The following is a 17,383-nucleotide window of genomic DNA, read 5'->3' as shown; positions in this document are numbered from 1 at the left end:
GGGCTACGGCAACGGACATGTACTGGCCGTTGACGGTGGGCTATCGGTTTCCCTCTGACCGGCGACGTGGCCTTTCAGGAATAAATTTCAGCCGGCAGCGCTGCGAAATCTCCGAAGACCGGCTGAGTTAGCCAATTCCATAGACCAGGCTCACGCGCCCATCCGTGAGCTGCTGAACCTTCCGCAGTTCGAGCCCGCGACGATTTTGCGTTGCTCCAAACAGCGCCTTCCCTTCGCCGACGAGCAGCGGATAGACGATCAGCCGCAGTTCTTCCACCAGCCCGACATCGATAAGGCTCGCGGTCATTCGCGCACCGCCCATGAGATAGATATCCTTGCCCGGCTGCTGCTTGAGGGCAGCGACGTCTTCTAGGCTCCGCATGAAGCGCGTCTTTGGCCAGGCCGCCGAAATCATTGTGTTCGACAGCACATAATGCGGGGTCTGTTCGGCAAAGCGGGCCCATTCGAGCTCCGCCGGCGTCGGCAATTTGCCGGTCATCGGCAGCGGCTTGTCCGGCTCGTTCTGGATCGCGCTCCAATAGCGCTCGTAGCCGGCGTACATGACGCTCCCGAGCAGACAGGCATCGATCTGCGGCGTCAGCCCATACTCCTCCGACCACGCGTCAACCCAATCGGCGTAACCCTCGGGTCCCTCCATCTTGCCATCGACGGAAACCTTCATTCCGGTGATCAATTTGCGCATGACTTCCTCCATCGGGCTTGCGAAATGCAAGCACGTTTCATCGTCGGTTCGTTGCTGGTGTGCGAGCCTCCAAGGGCCGATGCCGGTGGAGGCTGGGCGGTGACTTCAGGGGTGGCCGAAGCGATCGTGTCAGGCCGGCAGGCGGCGGTCGTACTCTTCCCGCAGGCGGCTCCAGCCATCCCAGAAGGAGGTCGGCGTCTTGCCCGCTAGGCGGGCAGCCAGCATGTCGAGGTGCATGTGCCAGCCGGCGGTGACGTTGAGCTGGATTGCGCGTTCCGGCAGCCGGCGATGGACGACGGTGAGCAGCACATCGTTGCCCTTCGGCTCCAGCAAGAAGGAAACGCCGCCGGTGTTTCCCCAGGTGATGGCGAGATTGTAAGGCGGATCGAGCTCGGTGATGCGGCCCTCCATCCGATGCTCTTCGGGAAAGCCCGCGGGGCGCTGGCCGGGCGGATCGGTCAGCTCGTCGTTACGCCAGACCAACTCGAACGAGGTGCCGGCCTTCATTTCCATCTGGCCCGCGGCCATCCACTGCCGGCGCAGGTCGCTCTCGGTGAGATAGGCCCAGACCCGCTCGATGGGGCCGGGCAAAAGCCGCTGGATGGTGAACGTGGCGGGCTCGGTCAGCTCGCCATAGGCTTCGATGGATTTCATCTGGTTCATTAGTCGTCTCCTTCTTTTGAGTTGGACGATTTCCTGGAATCATCCTGGGCTTTTCGCGCATCATCCTGGGCTTTTCGTGCGTCCTCCTCGCGAAGGAGACGTTCGAGAACGTCGAGACGGTTGGTCCAGAAGCGCTCGTAGAAGCTCAGCCATTGGTGGGCGCTGGCCAGCGGTCCGGGTTCGAGGCGGCAAAGATGCGTGCGGCCCCTCACCTCTCGACGAATAAGCCCGGCATTCTCCAGCGCCTTGATGTGCTTGGAGGCCGCCGCCAGCGACATGGCGAAGGGTTCCGCCAGCTGGCTTACCGTTCGCTCGCCGCCGGCGAGGTCGCGAAGCATCCGCCGGCGGGTGGCGTCGCCAAGCGCGTGAAAAACCGCGTCGATCTCGGGTGTCTCTAATTCAACCATGTAGTTGAATATAGAAACACGCTTTCGAATTGTCAACCGATTGGTTGAATGATCTTGGAAGGGAACTCCACAGGCGGCCCGCGGCGATCGAGGACATTCGGCCAGGGCAAGACCTCGGACATGGTCACCGCGGCGGAAGCGGGACCTTCACTTGCCTTCGAAGAAAGTATGAATCGAGACTTCCAGCTTTTCGATGAGTTGAGGGTTATGGCAGCTTCCAGCCCAGATCAGGGCGTTCAGCCTCATATCCTTGTTGAGAAAGTTCATTTTCCGAGAATCAAGCAGGTATCCCGCGACCTCGTAGTGCCGTCCCTTGATAGCCTCGATAAGCGCGTTGTTTCTTCCGGTCTTGTCAGTAAGATTCACGTCGGCGCCATTCTCGACAAGCAACTTAACGACATCCAGATGCCCGTTCTTTGCTGCTTCAATAAGGGCCGTTCTGCCGTAGTAGTCGGCTCTTGCATCGATCTCTATTTCCGGATGTTTCACCAGGGCTAAAATAGAGGCGTAGTGGCCCTTGGCCGAAGCAAGGCTCAAAGGCGTGCTCTTCCATTTGTTTCTGGAATTCACATCGATTGCTGGGTGTTCGATCAACGCCTCGACCACCGCGGTGCGGGCATTGAGGGCTGCGAGATGAAGGGCTGACCAGCCGCCGCCGTCCGCCTCGTTGATATTGGCGCCGGCCGCCAATTCCGCTTGAACGGCCTCCGCATCGCCGCTTTCTGCCGCGAGCAGCAGATTCGACCAACCTCTCGCCTCTTCGGCTTCCAAGCTCTCGGTCAATGCAGTCGCCTCCCCGAATACTCCCTACAGGATACCATTGTTCCGGTTCGGCCGACATCCACCGGATGACCGGCTTCCATCGAAAAGCCTTACTCATTCGACGGTGTCCGGCATGATGCCTGTGAGTGATTGGACCTAGGAGCTCAACGGCGCCCGACTGCGAGGAGGCCTAAGTCGGACCGGCTCGTTGGCGGATCGTGGACGGCAAAGCCGTCGGGCACGGGGTCGGCTTTGCTCGACGAGGCTCACGACCTGCGGTAGCTTGCCGGTACTCGCCAAGGCCGCTATCGGAAAGGTGAGAAGCGAGATGCGAATTGGACGTCGGCAATTTCTGGTCCTGTCGCTCGGAGCGGCTGCCCTCGGCAAGGCACACGCCTCAGAGCCATTCTGGGCAGCCCTGCGATCCGGAGAAGCCATTGCCTTGCTGCGCCATGCCGCAGCCCCAGGCTCCGGCGATCCGCCTGGCTTCAGGCTCGGTGAGTGCAGCACCCAGCGGAATCTGTCGGAAGAAGGTCGTGCACAGTCCCGCGCGATCGGCGACCTGTTCCGTGCGAATGGCATCTCGTCGGCAGCCGTCTATTCGAGCCAGTGGTGTCGTTGCCTCGATACCGCTCGCCTGCTCGGGATCGGCGAAGTTGTGCCTCTTGAGCTGCTCAATTCGTTCTTTGGCGACAGTTCGGCGGGCGAGGAGCGCACCGCTGCCCTTCTGGCCTGGCTCCGCGGGCAGCGTTTCGGCGGACCTGCCATCCTTGTCACGCATCAGGTCAACATCACCGGCTTGACCGGCGAGGTGCCGGATAGCGGCGAAATGACCATCGCCCGTATTCATGAGGCTGACCCCGTGCAGGTCATCGGGCGTGTTGCCACGCCGGCTTGAGCAACTAGGCCTTCGACCCCATTTCGTGCAGCAGCGCTTCAGTCGTGGAACAACGACGTGCGAGGAGAGATCAAAGGGAGTGATCGCATGGCTATCGATTTCAACCACACAATACTGCCGGCCCGCAACAGCGAGGCGTCGGCAAAATTCCTGGCGGAAATGCTTGGCCTTCCAGCCCCGAGGCGCTGGGGACCTTTCCAGATGGTTACGACCGAAAACGGTGCCAATCTCGACTATATGGATACCGACGGCGAAATCACGCCGCAGCATTACGCCTTCCTGGTCAGCGAAGCCGAGTTCGACGAGATCTTCGGTAGGATTCGTGAACGGAACCTCCCGTACTGGGCCGACCCTGGCCGGACGCAGTCGGGCGAGATCAATCACCACGACGGCGGCCGCGGCGTTTATTTCGAGGACCCGAACGGTCATCTTCTCGAAATCATTACCCGTCAATACGGCAGCGGCGGATGGAACCCGTGATCGCTCGGTGACGTAGCCAGGTGGCGGACGCGCTGCGAGCCTTGTCACGGTGTTCTTCCGCAGCCAGCTGATCAGTCTGCTGAAATCGCGTCCGAAACTCGTCGCGGTCGTGACCCGCTCGGTCGAAGCGGGCGCCGGCGCAGTCCTTGTCGCCGTTGCCCTCCATGAAATCCTGTGAAGTAACGGTGTCGCCCTGGTTTGCTCAGTCGTCAGCGATGGAACTCGCCACCATCAATCCGTCCGCTGACGGCGAAGCCGGGAACTTCAAATTGACGAATTGCTCGCGCCCCCCGGCGATCAGTATGTAGAGCCTGGATATCTCCAACCCATCTCGTTTTTCGTCGATCTTCTCAGCATCGGACCGGGTGAAAAAGCTCTTCAGGAAAGTCTCGTGATCGACATCGGTCACGGCGACGGTGCATGTCTACACCGCCTTATCGTCCAACCTGGCTTTTGTTACCCCGACGATGGCCCCTTCGACATGGTATCGTCCGCCGCAGTCGTCCCACGTCTTTGCCTCATTTACATTCGCGATGGGGGAAAAGTTCGAAAAAGCATCGTAGGAAACCGGGGTCCATCGAAGCCTCCCCGCCGCTGCTGCTGTCCGGTCGAAATCGGGACCGTGTGCCAGGCAGGTGCTGTGGAAGGCTTCCAGTGCGCGCTCGACATCGACACCGGCGTGCACCGATGATGCCGGATAAAGGGACGGCGAATAACGTCAGGAGGAAGCGAGGCGACATTTCACGCTCCGAGCCAGCTCAAAACGGTCGACACCTTTTCAAACGCTTTGCCGCCGCGATCGATCCCTCCTGGCTAAACGCCCCAAACCGACAAGGCTGGCCTCACCGCTCCTCTGGGGGCTTCAAGTGGCGGAACTGCAGCAGCAGCAGCAGGTCATAAATGATCTTCAATGCACCGCAGATGAGGAGGGGCCAAGCTCGGAAAGAGGCAGCAAGCAGAGCGCCCGCCAGCGCCGGACTGGCTGCCGCGGCCAGACTGCGCGGGACAGAAGTGAAGCTCGCGGCCGCCGCCCGCTCCGCTTCCGTGACAACGGCCATGACGTAAGATGAGCGCGTCGGGACGTCCATCTGCGAAAGCGCAGCGCGGACCAGCAGCAGGGCCAGTGTCAGAGGTAGCGTCGGCGCAAGCGCCGCCAGCATCAGGGCGATGCTGGACGGAATGTGTGTGAACACCATCGTGTTGATGAGTCCGATGTGCCGGGACAGCCAAGCTGCAACGGGGAATGAGAACGCCGAAAGCACGCCGGACCAGAAGAAGAAAAATCCCGCTTCCGAAAGCGACAGGTCGAATTTTTCGAAAAGCCATAGGGCAAGCAGCGACTGGACGACAAAGCCGCCGGCGAAAGCATCAAGGCTAAAAAGGGCCGCAAGCTTGAGAACGATATTGCGCGAGGGGCCGAGCGCGGACGCAGTACCTGTGTCCGACGCGGGACGGCGCTGCGGGATCCGCGCGTAGAAGAGGCCGCCGAGCAGGCCGAGCAACGCGTAGAGCACGAACATGGCCTTGATGCCGGTGAGTTGGTCGAGGCCGGATGGAGCAACAAGATCAGGGGTCGCCGAAGCGAGTGCGCCAACGGCGCCTGCAAGCGCGCCCACCAAGCTGTAACGCGCGAACATCTTGGTCCGGGCAGCATCAGTGACTTCGCGTGTGAGCACGGCATGCTCTAACGGCACGAACACGCTGACGCTGCCGGCCGACGGGTTGATGGTGCCTGCGAACGCGATCACCAAAAGCAGCGCGTAGTCATGAGCCAGGGCAAAGGCCACACCCGTGGCGACCATCAGACTGGTGGCGGCAAGCAGGAGACGGCGGTGATCGTGCCGGGCACCAAGGACTCCGACGGCGATGGTCAAGAGCGCTGAACCGAGCAGCGATGCGGTCGCGATGATGCCGACCTGCAGAGGCGTGAAGCCCAATGCGAGCAGGTAGACCGGCAACAGAACGGCCACGAAGCCATCGCCCATATCGCGCAGGGCTCGGGCCGCAAAAAGAAAGGTCGTCGGGTGGATCCGCTGCACTGGCCTAGCCTACTCTCATGACCTGCGTCGGCGTCACCGCGCTCGGCAGCGACGCTCGGCAAGGCGGAAAGATCATGACGGAGTCGCGTTAGATATTCCAGCGAGGCGAGTATCGGTTTTGTTGGACTGGAACAGAGAGAACCTGTTCCGGGTAGATGGACGGGTGTTTGAGGTACGGATGGATGGATGAAGGAACTTGTTAGGGCCCGTGAGCTCGCGCGGTCACTTCATCGAACGGCCGATGCCGAGCGCGTCCGTTTCGCGTGGGCACCTTCTCGCTCGCTCCACGCCTGCGAAATCCGCGGCGAAAATGGTATCGGACCGATTGGTGCTCCAATATGGACATGTAGAGTTGTTGTCTTCGAGCGTTCCGTGAGAAATGGCATCCAGGCAATGACAGGCCGCTGGAGAGCAGACCGCCAGAGGGGGAATAAATGCGTCGCATCGCTCGGATCTCGCTTGCCATCATCCTTTCGCTAGCCGTCGCAATCCTGACTGCCTGGGCCGGACTTGCCATGTGGTATCGTCTGCCCGTGGCTGAGCTTGGACGGGCTCTGGCCGGCGTCCTTTTCATCTTGTTCGGCCTCGCCACTATCATCGCGCTCTTCAGCCGGTTTCGCATCAGGGCGCTTGTCCTGTTTGCAGCTGCGTTTGCCGTGATTCTGGTTTGGTGGAGCACCATCAGGCCTTTCGATCACGCAGACTGGGCGCCCGACGTCGCCCGTCAGGTGACCGGCACCCGCGACGGGAACCTGTTGACGCTGACTGATGTGCGCGCCTTCGAATGGCGTAGCGCTACTGATTTCACCGAACGCTGGACAACGCGGACCTACGACCTCTCCACCGTTCAGACGGTCGACCTCTTCATGTCTTATTGGTCCGGGACCAAAATCGCCCATGTCATCATAAGCTTCGGCTTTGCAGGAGGTGACTATCTTGCCTGGTCGATTGAGGTGCGACGCCATGGAGGCGGCAAGTTTTCTCCCATGGCAGACCTGTTCAAGAGCAATCCCCTGGTAATTATTGCGGCTGACGAGCGAGACGTCGTCGGCGTCAGGTCAAACGTTCGCGGAGAGGATGTCCAAATCTATCGGCTAAAAGTGTCACCGGAAGCGGCCCGGGCGCTCTTGCTGGAATACGTCTTGGACGCAAATGCACTTTCCACGACTCCAGAATTCTATAATTCCATCACGACGAACTGCACGACCACGATCGTCAAGATGATGCGAGCCGTCGGTGACGTGGTCCCCCTTGACTGGCGCCTCATCGTTAACGGCTATCTTCCCGAATATGCGTATGCACGGGGTGCGCTCGATGTCAGCTTGCCGATGTCGGTTTTGAGGGAGGCAGCCCACATTGACGTCCGTGCGCGGGAGTCAGGCCTTTCGCCAGATTATTCGAGATCGATCCGGATTGGCGTGCCATCCCCCGGTCCAATTTATTGATCTCTGGAATTGTGTTTGGAAACGCTGGGCGGTTCGAACCGGATCTCATCCGGCTTCACGACGCACTTCTACTTTCTCCACCTGTCGACTCGCCTTGGCGGACGTCGTGCCTAGATAAGCACACTGCGCTGGGCGAAACGATGCAGAAGGACCTGAGCATGCCTCAACAAATTACCCTGAGTAAGCCTGAACAGATCACATTGAATGATGGCTCAGCCATTCCCCAGATCGGCCTTGGCGTGTGGCAGGTCGATCCAGCCATCACCGCCCAGGTTGTGAGTTGGGGGATCCAGACCGGCTACAGGTTGATCGACACCGCCGAAGGCTACCAGAACGAGGAAGGCGTCGGGCGAGCGATCCGCACGGCTGGCGTGCCGAGAAGCGAGTTGTTCATCACCTCGAAGCTGCGCAACGGCGCGCATCAGCGTGACGCCGCCCTGCGGGCCTTCGACGAGACGATGAGCAAGCTCGGCATCGAACAGATCGACCTGTTCCTGATCCACTGGCCAGTGCCCAGCCAGGGCAAATATGTCGAGGCGTGGAAGACGCTGATCGAACTCAGGCAATCCGGCCGGATCAGGTCGATCGGCGTTTCGAATTTCAATCAGGACCATCTGGAGCGGATCATCGGCGAGACCGGAGTCACGCCCTCGGTCAACCAGATCGAACTCCATCCCCGGTTTCAACAGCGCCACATCAGGGAACTTCATGGCACGCACAACATCCGCATCGAAAGCTGGAGCCCGCTGGGCAGCGGCCGGCTGTTGAGCGACCCGACCCTAGAAAAAATCGCCGGAAAACACCGCAAATCCGTGGCGCAGGTGATCATCAGATGGCACCTTCAGGAAGGACTGATCGTCATTCCCAAGTCGATCCACCAGGACCGCATCGCCGCCAATTTCGACGTCTTCGATTTCGAGCTGGACGCGGCAGACCTCGAGCTCATTCGAGGCATGGATTCATCAGACGGCCGCACCGGGCCGAACCCCGTCACGGCTGCGTTCCTGTTCTGACGCGCGACGGGACTCGGCCAGATCAGCGAAGGCGGATGGCGTGAGGGTAGCGGCCGCTTGGCGACGGCCGGCTGCCCGATGCCGAACCTGTACGCTGCGATTTGTTGTCGGCCAATGTCAGACAGCCGGTTTACTGACGGAAAAAAGCTGCAGGCCACCGGGAACACCTGCAAGTTCCGTCTCGCAATGCTCCTCAAACGTCAGGCCCGAACCGGCCATGAGATCACGAACGGTCCGGGACGCAATGATCTCACCCGGTCCGGCATGATCGAGCAGACGCGATGTCAGTTGAATTGCAATACCGGTGACGTCGTCGCCGAGCCTTTCGCATTCGCCAATATGGACTGCCGCGCGAACCCGAAGGCCGGATTCGCCCAGTCGACGACGGATCGCCAATGCGCATTGGATCGCTCTCGTTGGCCGCTGAAATACCGCGAGAAACCCGTATCCGGTGCGCTTGATTTCCTGACCGTCCGCATGATGCAATTCTTTGCGTATCTCGTCGTCGCGTCGCTGCATCAGATCGCGCCACGTCTGGTTGCTGGTGTTGACGAGAGCCGACGGCACCCCGACGACTTCCACGTGCAGCGCCGTGACAAGCACGCGCTCGCCCGGCGCTGCCGGCAAGGCGCCGGTGACGAAGGTCTGGATCTCGTCGACCAGGCGATCGGAATTCTCGCCCCAGATTACGTGATCACGGCCGGCAAGCTCGATGTATCTGGCGCCCTCGATATGCGTTGCCAGATAGCGCCCCTCTTCCGGTTTCACCCAGCGGTCCCCTGCCGCCTGGACGATCAGTGTCGGGACGTGAATGGCTGGGAGAAGGGCGCGAACATCGATTTCGGTGCCCCAGCGCCACAGCGCGATCGCGTCGGCAGGCGAGGCCGAATTCCTGAGATACGCGGCGAACCATTCCCTCTCGAAACTATCATTCATGAGGCTGGGCGCGGCGTTGCTCATATCTGCCGGCTCCCCCCATTGTCTCTCGACGGCGGCCAGATCTTCTTCCACCTGCTCGCTTGTCCTTGCCCAGGGATAATCCTTCGACCATCGGCCGCTGGCGTAGGTTCCGTTGAGGACGAGAGCCGCCGTCCTCTCGGGATAGGTCGCCGCGAACAGCATGCACATGGGGCCGCCTTCCGAGCTGCCGAACAGAACCGTGTGCTTCGAGCCGACCGCATCCAGCACCGCCCGCATGTCTTCCATTCGCTCTTCCAGCGTTGGCAAACCGACATTTCGATCGGACAGTCCCGTGCCGCGCTTGTCCATGCGGATCAGGCGCGAGAAGCCGCCGAGGCGCTGGAGCACATGCGCCAATCTCGGCGACGACCAGGCAAGGTCGAGGTTGGAGACCCATCCAGGCACATAGATCAGGTCGACCGGCCCGTCGCCAGTCACCTGATAGGCGATGTTGATCCCGGCCGATTTGACATAATGGGTCGCGGGGCGCATCGGCTCGGCCGGGAACGCCGGCCGCGCGCCAGTTCGGGCTGGCGACGGTGGCGGTGTCTGGGAAGGCGGCGCCGAGGCGGCTATCCGGGAGGCGGCTTGCGACGTCATGCGGCGCGTCCGCAGGTCTTCATAGAGATGTCGGGTTTCCGGCTCAGGCTGCACGTTGAGTTCCCGCTGCAGCGCACTGCGGCAATTTTCATATTGCCTCAGCGCGAGAGTGAGCCGGCCCTGTACCGCATAGGCTCGCATCAGGGCGCGGTGGATATCCTCCCTCAGCGGCTCCATGGCGAGCAGGCGCGTTGCCGAGCGCACGCATGAGGCAGGATCGTTCGTGGTGCAGTAATGCGCGACGAGCTTGTCCAGTGCCGCGACGGCCATCGCCCTCAGGCGCTCGCGCTCGACCCGCAGCCAATCCTCGAACGGCTCCTCCTTCAGGCCGAAGCCGTCGAGCAGGTCGCCGCGATAGACGACAAGCGCCTGTTCGAGTTGCTCCGGTTCGGAGCCGGCGGCCAGCGCCTCGAACCGCACGACATCGAAATCAAGATCGTCGAGATTGAGGGTAATGCTGTCGCCGTCGGTCAGGAACGTTCGGCCATCGGATGCGTCCATCCCTTTCCTGACGGCCGATAGGGCCTGGCGAAGGCTCATCCGGGCCTGGGCCTCACCGTTGCCGCCCCACAAAAGCGCTGCGAGCTTCTCGCGTGACTGCGAGTGTCCGGATTGCAGGGCGAGATAAGCCACCATAGCGCGGGCCTTGCGGCTGAAAACCGGGACTGCCGCTGCGCCTCCGGCGAAGTCGAAACCGCCTAGCAGACAGAGATGAGGGTGCGCCATCGGATCCGCCACAGCCACAACTTTGGTTGCGATCCTTTCCTGTAGTTGCCCCTAATTCAACCGTCATTTTCATCGGTCTGGCGTTTTCACGAATCCTTCACGCTGGCTCCAACGCGTTTCTCACGGCGCCGGGAAATAGTGCCGGCACGAGTACCTCAGGAGGACACTGTGCTACGCCCGAGCCCGACCGAATGGCCCACCTGGCATGATGATCCCTGGCAGAATGAGCAGCCGCGCGGCGGGCCGTTGCGCCACGATATTGCGCTCGCGCGGTATCTTGAGAAACAGCGGGCCTGCCGGGCATCAACGGTCCGCGGATTTGATCTCCGGACCACCGCGATCAGCCTATGGCAGGCTGGTAGTGTATATCGCGCACGGCTTCTTCAGCTCTGACGTCCCTTCCGCCGGAGCGTCTGAGCAACGTTTTGACCAACGTATTGGACTTCTATCCTGCGGTACGGACCGCCGGTCAAATCGACCAGCCGCGCTAATGATCAGTTTGTCGCCTAGGGCAAGCTTGCTCGATTTCGGCGCAAGTCGAGGCGGAGACCTCAAGCCGTTCTGGCGTCGGCAGCGGGTTGAGGCTCAATCCCAATGACCTTTCTACGGTGTGAAGGGCCCCTTTCACCTCATATCCCCGATCCATCCAGCAGCGGGACATCTTCTTCGTCCCAGGGACTCGGCAATGAACCCTTGCTCAGATTGGCCGTCGGCAGTGGCATCCAGCATTTTAGCTCGGGTTCGGCGTATTCAACCACGCGTCCGGGCGACGAGTCGGAAGCGCGCCAGCCTTCGCTGCCGAACTGGTCGGCTCGAGACCAGTAAGCCAGGTCGACTTCCGCCGGCCCCTGTTCCGACGGCCGAACCGTGACAAGGATTCGGCTGCCATCCCTTGGCGCGCTCGACATGTGGCGCCACCGATCGGGCTCGTCCATCGCTTTTCCTCCTGCAGCCTGCATCTCGTCTGTCCAGACGAATAGTCGCTTCGCGTATAATGCCGGTCAACCCGAACTTTGCGCCGGACAGCTCTTAGCCGGACAGCAGTTTGCGTCCTGTCGGTCTGGCGCGACATGGGTTGCCAGTCATCAGCGCACCTTCGCCTTGACTGCCCAGGCTCTCGTTTTCAGGGGAATGGACCCGCCCTCGCCGCGCGGCAGACTATCGCGGAGCCTCTCCATCAATCTCTGGCGAGCTGCGGGGTCGAGACTCATGCAATAGCCGGGCGCCGGTCCCGCACCCAGGGTGAAGGGGTGCCAGTAGTCTTCGAAGTCCTTGAACAGGGCCGGCATTTCAATCCGCGTGGAGTCGATGGAAACCAGGCCGGCCTTCTCCGCGAGATCGGTCAATCCATCTCGTGTGCAAAATGGAAAACGCCTGTCTTCGGTAAGGTCGATGGCACCGGGGTCAAGCGCCGTCGCAGCGGTCCAGAAGGCCCGCATGAATTCCACCCCGCCGCCAGGATAATCCCACACATAGAATCCAATCGTCGCTCCAGGGCGGGCCAGTCGCCGCATCTCGGCGAGCGCCTTTTGCTTGTCGGGGACGAAGTTGAGAACAAGCGCTGACACGACAACGTCCTTGCTGCCCGATTCGACTGCCAAGGCCTGCGCATCGCCTGCGAGAAACGCGACACGATTGTCCGGCACGTTTGCCCGCGCCTTGGCGAGAAAACCCTCCGACGGGTCTATGGACACCAGGCTCCTGGGATTGCAACGGGCCAGGATGGCTGCCGACAGCGCCCCGGTTCCGCAACCCACCTCCAGCCATTCCAGACCCTCCGCGGGATCGAGCCAATCCAGGAACGGTGGAGCGATCTGACGGCTCCATCGCCCCATATAGAGGTCGTAGCTATCCCCGGCCTGCCAGGCGTCGTGGCGCGTTGCCTCAGCCATCGCAATCTCCTCCCCTAATAATTTTCGACCGATCGGACCGCGAGAATACGCCGGCCGCCCTCGCGGGAACAGAGGGCCAGGAAGGTCTGCCCCGGGATCGTACTCGGATGCCGACACGCGCACGCTCGGCCGAAACAGGCCCGCAAGGCAGACGATCCGGGCGCTGGACATCTCAGATCCGGAAGAAACCGCTGCTGCCGTCACCCGGACGCGTTCGAGCTCAGCCTGCCCGGAAGGCGAGGCTCCGCCTCATCAGTTGGATGCTGAGCGCCAGGTCTCCGCTTCCGATGAACCAGGGAGATAGTATCCGGGACGATCTCAGTCCGCGATAGAGCAGATAGGGAAGTCCGAGCGACAGGGCGATCAGCGCCAACTCGGAAGACGTTCCGAAGTCACGCAGCGTGAAATGAACGAACTGATGGACGAACATGATCACCAGTGAGGCCGCGCCGATTTCCGCCAACGGAGCGATGCGCAAACTCGGCATCTCCATGAAGCGGATGAGGCCGAGGATAAAGGTCGAGATCGCCAATGCAACGAGCAGGCCGAGAAGTGGCGGGCCGAAGATGGCGTTCTTCATGCTGAAGGTAAAGTCGGAACCCGTCCGCGCCGCCGCGAGCGCGACCCCGGCAACCGCCACGACAAACACCGCCGACCACAGCGCGCTCATGCCGCGTTCGCGCAGGAAATGTCCGAACCAGAATGCGCCGATGGCGAGCGGCACGTTCGTCAGAGCCAGCGGCGCTCGCAAATCCTGCCAATAGGCCTGGATTGAATAGGCGAGGCCGACGGATGCGCCGACGAAGATCAGCATGCCGGGATCGGTCGGTCCGCTGGTCCTGATCGCGACCTCGTTGTAGACAAGTTGCGTGGCGACGAGGCAGGTGACGAACCAGAACACGCCGAGTTCGCGCGTCAGGTGCCGTCCGCCCAGCAACGCGTCGGTGATGAGTTCCCTGATCTGCCAGGGTGCCGGGGTGTCGCCGCGCAAAAAGTCCACAACGAGCACGCTCGCCATGATCACGCCGAGAAACGTCACATAGGGGATGAGCAGGCCCTGGGCGCGCTTCCGGAAAAGCGCCTTCCTGTCCGTAACGGCAAAAAGGTAGCCGGATATGATGAAGAAGAACGGCATGAAGAACAGCGATGCCGCAAAGTAAATCGGGTGCGCCCATCGCCAGGTGCTGTGGTCGAGGACGTGGGCCATGACGACGAGGGTGATTCCCAAGCCCTTGGCAGTGTCCAGCCAGGTCTCACGCATGGGCAGGTTCAACTTCAGCGTTTCCTGGATACGGCTTATCGGCCGGCCCGGTCCTTCGGTTTCGATGGCGATTGTGCATTGCATCATACTTTGTGGCAAGTGCGAACTGGCTTGGATTCCCGGATTGCCGATTCGAAATTGCCGTCGACGCAATGTCACGTACAGCGGCGAAAATTCAGCATTCCGCTTGATTTTCCGCCGATCTTCACCCATTGTTGCGCTGCACAATATCGGGCTGGTGGCGACTATGGCAGTTCAAGAGCTTGCGATAGGAAACCTTGACCGGCACGGGCTGCCGTTCTTGCAGCCAACCGGCTGTTGAAATCGATCGCGCTCTGACGTCGGATCGACCAGGTCCGATTCAAGCAGCAAAGGACCAAGATGCTTCGCGACCTGTCCGCCTACAAGAAAATGTTGATGCTCGGCATTGTCGGGCTGGTGCTCGTCGCCGCCTTCGACGCCTTCAGCAACCTACCCGTCGTCTCGGGCTGCGCGTTCTACAGCAATTGCGCGATCGATGGCTCCGGAGAAGCACCGATCGAGCACAGTCAGGATCCGACGCTGCAATGAAGCCACTTGGGAAGACGGCGCTTATCGTCTATGACGGCGACTGCATCTTCTGCCAGAGCTATGTCCGCTTTGCCCGGCTGCGCGAAGCGGTCGGTCCTGTCGAGTTGCTCGACGCGCGCTCCGGCGACCCGCGCGTTGTCGGGTTTCAGCGCCAGGGCTTCGACCTGAACGAGGGCATGCTCTTCGTTTTCGAGGATCGCGTCTACCACGGCGAGGAAGCCATCAATCTCCTGGCGATCCTCAGTTCCTCTTCGACGTTTTTCGGCTGGCTCAACCGCAGGATTCTCTCAAACCGGACGGCCGCGCGGCTGATCTATCCGGCGCTCAAGCTCGGACGCCGGGCCACCCTGAGGCTTCGCGGCCGCTCGCTGATCCCTGCCGACCTCGAACGGCGCTAATTCAATTCATGTCGCCCAAAAGCATGCCCTCGGGCCTGACCCGAGGGTGCGCAGCGGGTTTTGCGATAACGACATGAACTTAAAGCGCCGCGTGACTCTTGCAATCGCGACGCGCTTGGACATTTCCCGGCGAAATGGATGGCTTAAGTCGACTGCCCGGCGACCTCTACCAATTTCCGTGAGAGCGGCGCTCAGTGGGTGCAGGCCTTCGGCCGCGAGAAATCCACCAACTTGAACATAAGCAACTTGCGTTCGATTAGGCTGGGCATTTCGCCCGCGAAGGTCGACGCGTTAGCCCGGGTAATCGTCTCGCCATCCTTCACGTAAGTCACCCAAGCCTCCGGCTTCCGGCGCAGTTGTTTCTTGAGATCGAGGAGGACGTGGTAATTGCCCGCCCGCGACTGCCGGACGAGATGAGGCTCCGAGGAATCAACGATCTTCACCACCTCGTTCTGATAGTTGAACAGGTATGGTGGTTTGGGAAAGAGCAGATGGTTGGTCTGGCCGGCTTCCGTGTGCAGATTGCTGAACATGTTGATGGAACTCTCCGTCTTGAGCCCGACATAGGGTGACAGGCAGGAGAGGAAGAACAAGCCCGGCACCAAATAGACCCAGAGCGGCTGGCGCGGCGAGGAAACGGTCTTGCAAGGCAGGTTCTGCAGAGCCACATGGGCCAGCACGACCATCGCCGCGCCGCCCACTACCGCCCAAATGAGGATCCAGACGGAGTGGACCATCATGTCGAAGGAGCGCCCGGGAAAAGCATAGGTGAGCACAATGACGAGAGTGACCGCGAACAGCATCACGGCAGCGCCCGGCAGCAAGATCCCGATCCGGCCGAACGTTTCGCGCAGCGGATTGGTAAACTCCAACGAGGTGCGATAGAGCGCCTCGCTGGCGGGCGTGGGGATGCTCAGCACATACAGCGCGAACACCAGGCTGGAAAAGTCCATGTACCAGGAATAGGCCGAGATCGGGATCACGTAATGGAAGACGAGCGCGAGGATGAACCCCACGGCGAAATAGCGCTTCCAGTAGAGGGACACGATCGCGATCGCCTCAATGACGAAGGTGGCGAAGATCGCAAGATACCGGCCAAAGAGATTGTCCTCGAGGCCGAACGGACGAGCCAGCGGAGCGTATAGGCCCACCGCGCAACTCACGGAAGGGTCGAGGAAGTCGGTGTTGATCTTGTGGAAGATGCCGTAGAAATACATGATGGCGAGCAGTGACCGGGCGACGATCCGGATCTGTTGATAAAGCTCCATCCGGGCCAGCGCGGCGCCGCGGCCGGCGGCCCGTAGATAGAGCACCGCTGCGCTGAGCAGGATAGCCCCGTTCATCACCGCCGTGATCGTCTTGTTGTTCGAAGCGACCGGCATGCGCAGCGCGTACAGCACAAGCGATACCATCACGAGCCCGATCAAAAACTCGGTCCGCCGCGGGTACAGCAGGAGTAGCAAGCTGAACAGGACGACAGACCAGCTCAGAGCGGCAAAAAGCGGCCCCTTGTAGCCAAGCATGGAGTAGATATCACCGGCGATACTGAAGATCGCCGCCATTGCCCAGAAAGGGGTAAATGCGGTCAATCCGTCAAATGTATCGTCCCGTCCGCTGACTTTCGTGATTTTGCCGCGGCCAACGTTCCATAACGGTATCGCGCTTGAGTACTGCGACTGCCCAATAAACACCAGCTAAGCCCCCTCAAGTTCCCCTGCAGGTTCTTGTGGCGTCCAACTGAGGACGACTTGCCGCCTTCGGAACCGCTGCTCTATGTTGCACTGCAACATCAGCACGGGCGCAAATAAGAGTCAATCCGGCGTCGTCGGTAGCTCCTGCTGCCGAGCATCAGCCATTTGGAGAGGGTACGGCGGACCCAAAGCGGGATGCGTTAAATTGAACTGGCCATCCCGCTCCATTTGTTTCGCCCGCACCTGCATGTCGCCCAAAGCGTGCCCTCGGGCCTGACCCGAGGGCGCGCAGCGGTATCAAGACAACGACATGACAAGACAACGACATGTATAGAAACAAGAACTGAAACGGCGCATTAATCCTGCGGATGCGCCGCGCTTAGAGTTCGCCGACTAACGCTGCTTTGCCGTTCTGGGAAATTCCACCACGTCCGCGGGCGGGCGCTTGTACTGGGCTGCGGCAATTGCATCGATCAGAATATCCAGAGCCGCGCGAGCAGCGCTGCTCGTCTCGTCATCGCCGCGCAAATAGTGGCAGGCTCGTTCGAGATGGAGGTGGGCGGCGGCAAAGTCGCTAGTCATGGATTCTCCTTTTGCCCGCCTCCGACAAGGATGGCCCATTTCGATTTACCCAAAGGCGAATATCCACAGCTGGATTTGAATCAATTTTGGCCGGTTAACCAGATCTTCAGCATCGCGAGGCGACCTTGCTGCTGCGGACATGTGTTGAGTTCCGCCTCAGGCAACAGACCCGCTCCGGAGACCGGGGCGGGTTTTTGCTTGAATGGTGCTTCGGGTCGAAGCCGGCATCCGCAATTGGCGCAGGCAAGCGTCGGTTGGGGGACAGAAGAGGATGCCGAACGCCTATCCAATGC

At 60.8% G+C, this 17,383-nt stretch carries 18 protein-coding genes; 6 read left to right on the top strand and 12 right to left on the bottom strand.

All coding sequences use genetic code 11. The features are described 5' to 3' along the window. Positions 1-127 precede the first annotated feature (127 nt). The 4 genes from BQ8482_RS13940 to BQ8482_RS13925 form a co-directional block, all read right to left on the bottom strand. On the bottom strand, positions 128-703 hold the full coding sequence (locus BQ8482_RS13940; protein ID WP_123148173.1) for a dihydrofolate reductase family protein: 576 nt from the start codon (positions 701-703) through the stop codon (positions 128-130). Between the two features lie 129 nt (positions 704-832). Further along, positions 833-1,366 carry an SRPBCC family protein gene (locus tag BQ8482_RS13935; RefSeq protein WP_123148156.1) on the bottom strand — a complete coding sequence of 178 codons (534 nt, stop codon included), beginning with the start codon at positions 1,364-1,366 and terminating at the stop codon, positions 833-835. Beyond that, entirely contained in the window at positions 1,366-1,773 is a 408-nt protein-coding gene (locus tag BQ8482_RS13930; protein ID WP_123148155.1) for an ArsR/SmtB family transcription factor, read from the bottom strand. Before BQ8482_RS13930 ends, BQ8482_RS13935 begins: the two co-directional genes overlap by 1 nt. Positions 1,774-1,920: 147 nt before the next feature. Further along, positions 1,921-2,556 (bottom strand): ankyrin repeat domain-containing protein, encoded by a 636-nt coding sequence (locus BQ8482_RS13925; protein ID WP_123148154.1) that lies wholly within the window; start codon positions 2,554-2,556, stop codon positions 1,921-1,923. A gap of 421 nt (positions 2,557-2,977) precedes the next feature. On the opposite strand from BQ8482_RS13925, the gene BQ8482_RS13920 reads away from it, so the two are divergent. Together BQ8482_RS13920 and BQ8482_RS13915 are read left to right on the top strand one after the other, a co-directional pair. After that, the gene (locus tag BQ8482_RS13920; RefSeq protein WP_244602790.1) at positions 2,978-3,433 is read left to right on the top strand and encodes a histidine phosphatase family protein; all 456 of its coding nucleotides are present in this window, start codon (positions 2,978-2,980) and stop codon (positions 3,431-3,433) included. A gap of 87 nt (positions 3,434-3,520) precedes the next feature. Further along, positions 3,521-3,913 (top strand): VOC family protein, encoded by a 393-nt coding sequence (locus BQ8482_RS13915; protein ID WP_123148153.1) that lies wholly within the window; start codon positions 3,521-3,523, stop codon positions 3,911-3,913. 202 nt (positions 3,914-4,115) lie between these two features. Here BQ8482_RS13915 and BQ8482_RS13910 read toward each other — a convergent pair whose 3' ends face one another. Both BQ8482_RS13910 and BQ8482_RS13905 read right to left on the bottom strand, forming a co-directional pair. Then, the gene (locus BQ8482_RS13910; RefSeq protein WP_123148152.1) at positions 4,116-4,322 is read right to left on the bottom strand and encodes a hypothetical protein; all 207 of its coding nucleotides are present in this window, start codon (positions 4,320-4,322) and stop codon (positions 4,116-4,118) included. 433 nt (positions 4,323-4,755) lie between these two features. Further along, positions 4,756-5,898: an MFS transporter gene (locus tag BQ8482_RS13905; RefSeq protein WP_244602796.1), complete on the bottom strand. Its 1,143-nt coding sequence runs from the start codon at positions 5,896-5,898 to the stop codon at positions 4,756-4,758. A gap of 488 nt (positions 5,899-6,386) precedes the next feature. On the opposite strand from BQ8482_RS13905, the gene BQ8482_RS13900 reads away from it, so the two are divergent. Together BQ8482_RS13900 and BQ8482_RS13895 are read left to right on the top strand one after the other, a co-directional pair. Continuing rightward, on the top strand, positions 6,387-7,397 hold the full coding sequence (locus tag BQ8482_RS13900; protein ID WP_123148150.1) for an Lnb N-terminal periplasmic domain-containing protein: 1,011 nt from the start codon (positions 6,387-6,389) through the stop codon (positions 7,395-7,397). Between the two features lie 158 nt (positions 7,398-7,555). Continuing rightward, positions 7,556-8,410, top strand: coding sequence for an aldo/keto reductase (locus tag BQ8482_RS13895; protein ID WP_123148171.1), 855 nt, complete (start codon positions 7,556-7,558; stop codon positions 8,408-8,410). Positions 8,411-8,527: 117 nt separating this feature from the next. Here BQ8482_RS13895 and BQ8482_RS13890 read toward each other — a convergent pair whose 3' ends face one another. The 4 genes from BQ8482_RS13890 to BQ8482_RS13875 form a co-directional block, all read right to left on the bottom strand. Next, positions 8,528-10,696 (bottom strand): alpha/beta fold hydrolase, encoded by a 2,169-nt coding sequence (locus tag BQ8482_RS13890; protein WP_123148149.1) that lies wholly within the window; start codon positions 10,694-10,696, stop codon positions 8,528-8,530. Between the two features lie 629 nt (positions 10,697-11,325). Beyond that, positions 11,326-11,631 carry a hypothetical protein gene (locus tag BQ8482_RS13885; RefSeq protein WP_023799134.1) on the bottom strand — a complete coding sequence of 102 codons (306 nt, stop codon included), beginning with the start codon at positions 11,629-11,631 and terminating at the stop codon, positions 11,326-11,328. A gap of 150 nt (positions 11,632-11,781) precedes the next feature. Continuing rightward, on the bottom strand, positions 11,782-12,759 hold the full coding sequence (locus BQ8482_RS13880) for a class I SAM-dependent methyltransferase (RefSeq protein WP_244602789.1): 978 nt from the start codon (positions 12,757-12,759) through the stop codon (positions 11,782-11,784). A gap of 49 nt (positions 12,760-12,808) precedes the next feature. Then, complete coding sequence (locus BQ8482_RS13875) at positions 12,809-13,936, bottom strand: acyltransferase family protein (protein ID WP_165848562.1); 1,128 nt, start codon at positions 13,934-13,936, stop codon at positions 12,809-12,811. Between the two features lie 294 nt (positions 13,937-14,230). On the opposite strand from BQ8482_RS13875, the gene BQ8482_RS13870 reads away from it, so the two are divergent. Then, a complete protein-coding gene (locus BQ8482_RS13870) occupies positions 14,231-14,419 on the top strand; it encodes a hypothetical protein (RefSeq protein ID WP_123148146.1) in 189 nt (62 codons plus the stop codon). Further along, a complete protein-coding gene (locus BQ8482_RS13865; protein ID WP_123148145.1) occupies positions 14,416-14,817 on the top strand; it encodes a DCC1-like thiol-disulfide oxidoreductase family protein in 402 nt (133 codons plus the stop codon). Before BQ8482_RS13870 ends, BQ8482_RS13865 begins: the two co-directional genes overlap by 4 nt. Before the next feature lie 191 nt (positions 14,818-15,008). Here the strand turns inward: BQ8482_RS13865 and BQ8482_RS13860 are convergent, their stop codons facing one another. Together BQ8482_RS13860 and BQ8482_RS13855 are read right to left on the bottom strand one after the other, a co-directional pair. Then, on the bottom strand, positions 15,009-16,508 hold the full coding sequence (locus BQ8482_RS13860) for a thiol-disulfide oxidoreductase (RefSeq protein WP_208867679.1): 1,500 nt from the start codon (positions 16,506-16,508) through the stop codon (positions 15,009-15,011). A 393-nt stretch (positions 16,509-16,901) separates the two neighbouring features. Further along, positions 16,902-17,090, bottom strand: coding sequence for a hypothetical protein (locus tag BQ8482_RS13855; RefSeq protein WP_123148143.1), 189 nt, complete (start codon positions 17,088-17,090; stop codon positions 16,902-16,904). Positions 17,091-17,383 lie beyond the last annotated feature (293 nt).

This window comes from Mesorhizobium delmotii, assembly GCF_900149755.1.
GTDB classification, from domain to species: domain Bacteria; phylum Pseudomonadota; class Alphaproteobacteria; order Rhizobiales; family Rhizobiaceae; genus Mesorhizobium; species Mesorhizobium delmotii.
This window is presented reverse-complemented; position numbering and strand designations above follow the sequence as displayed.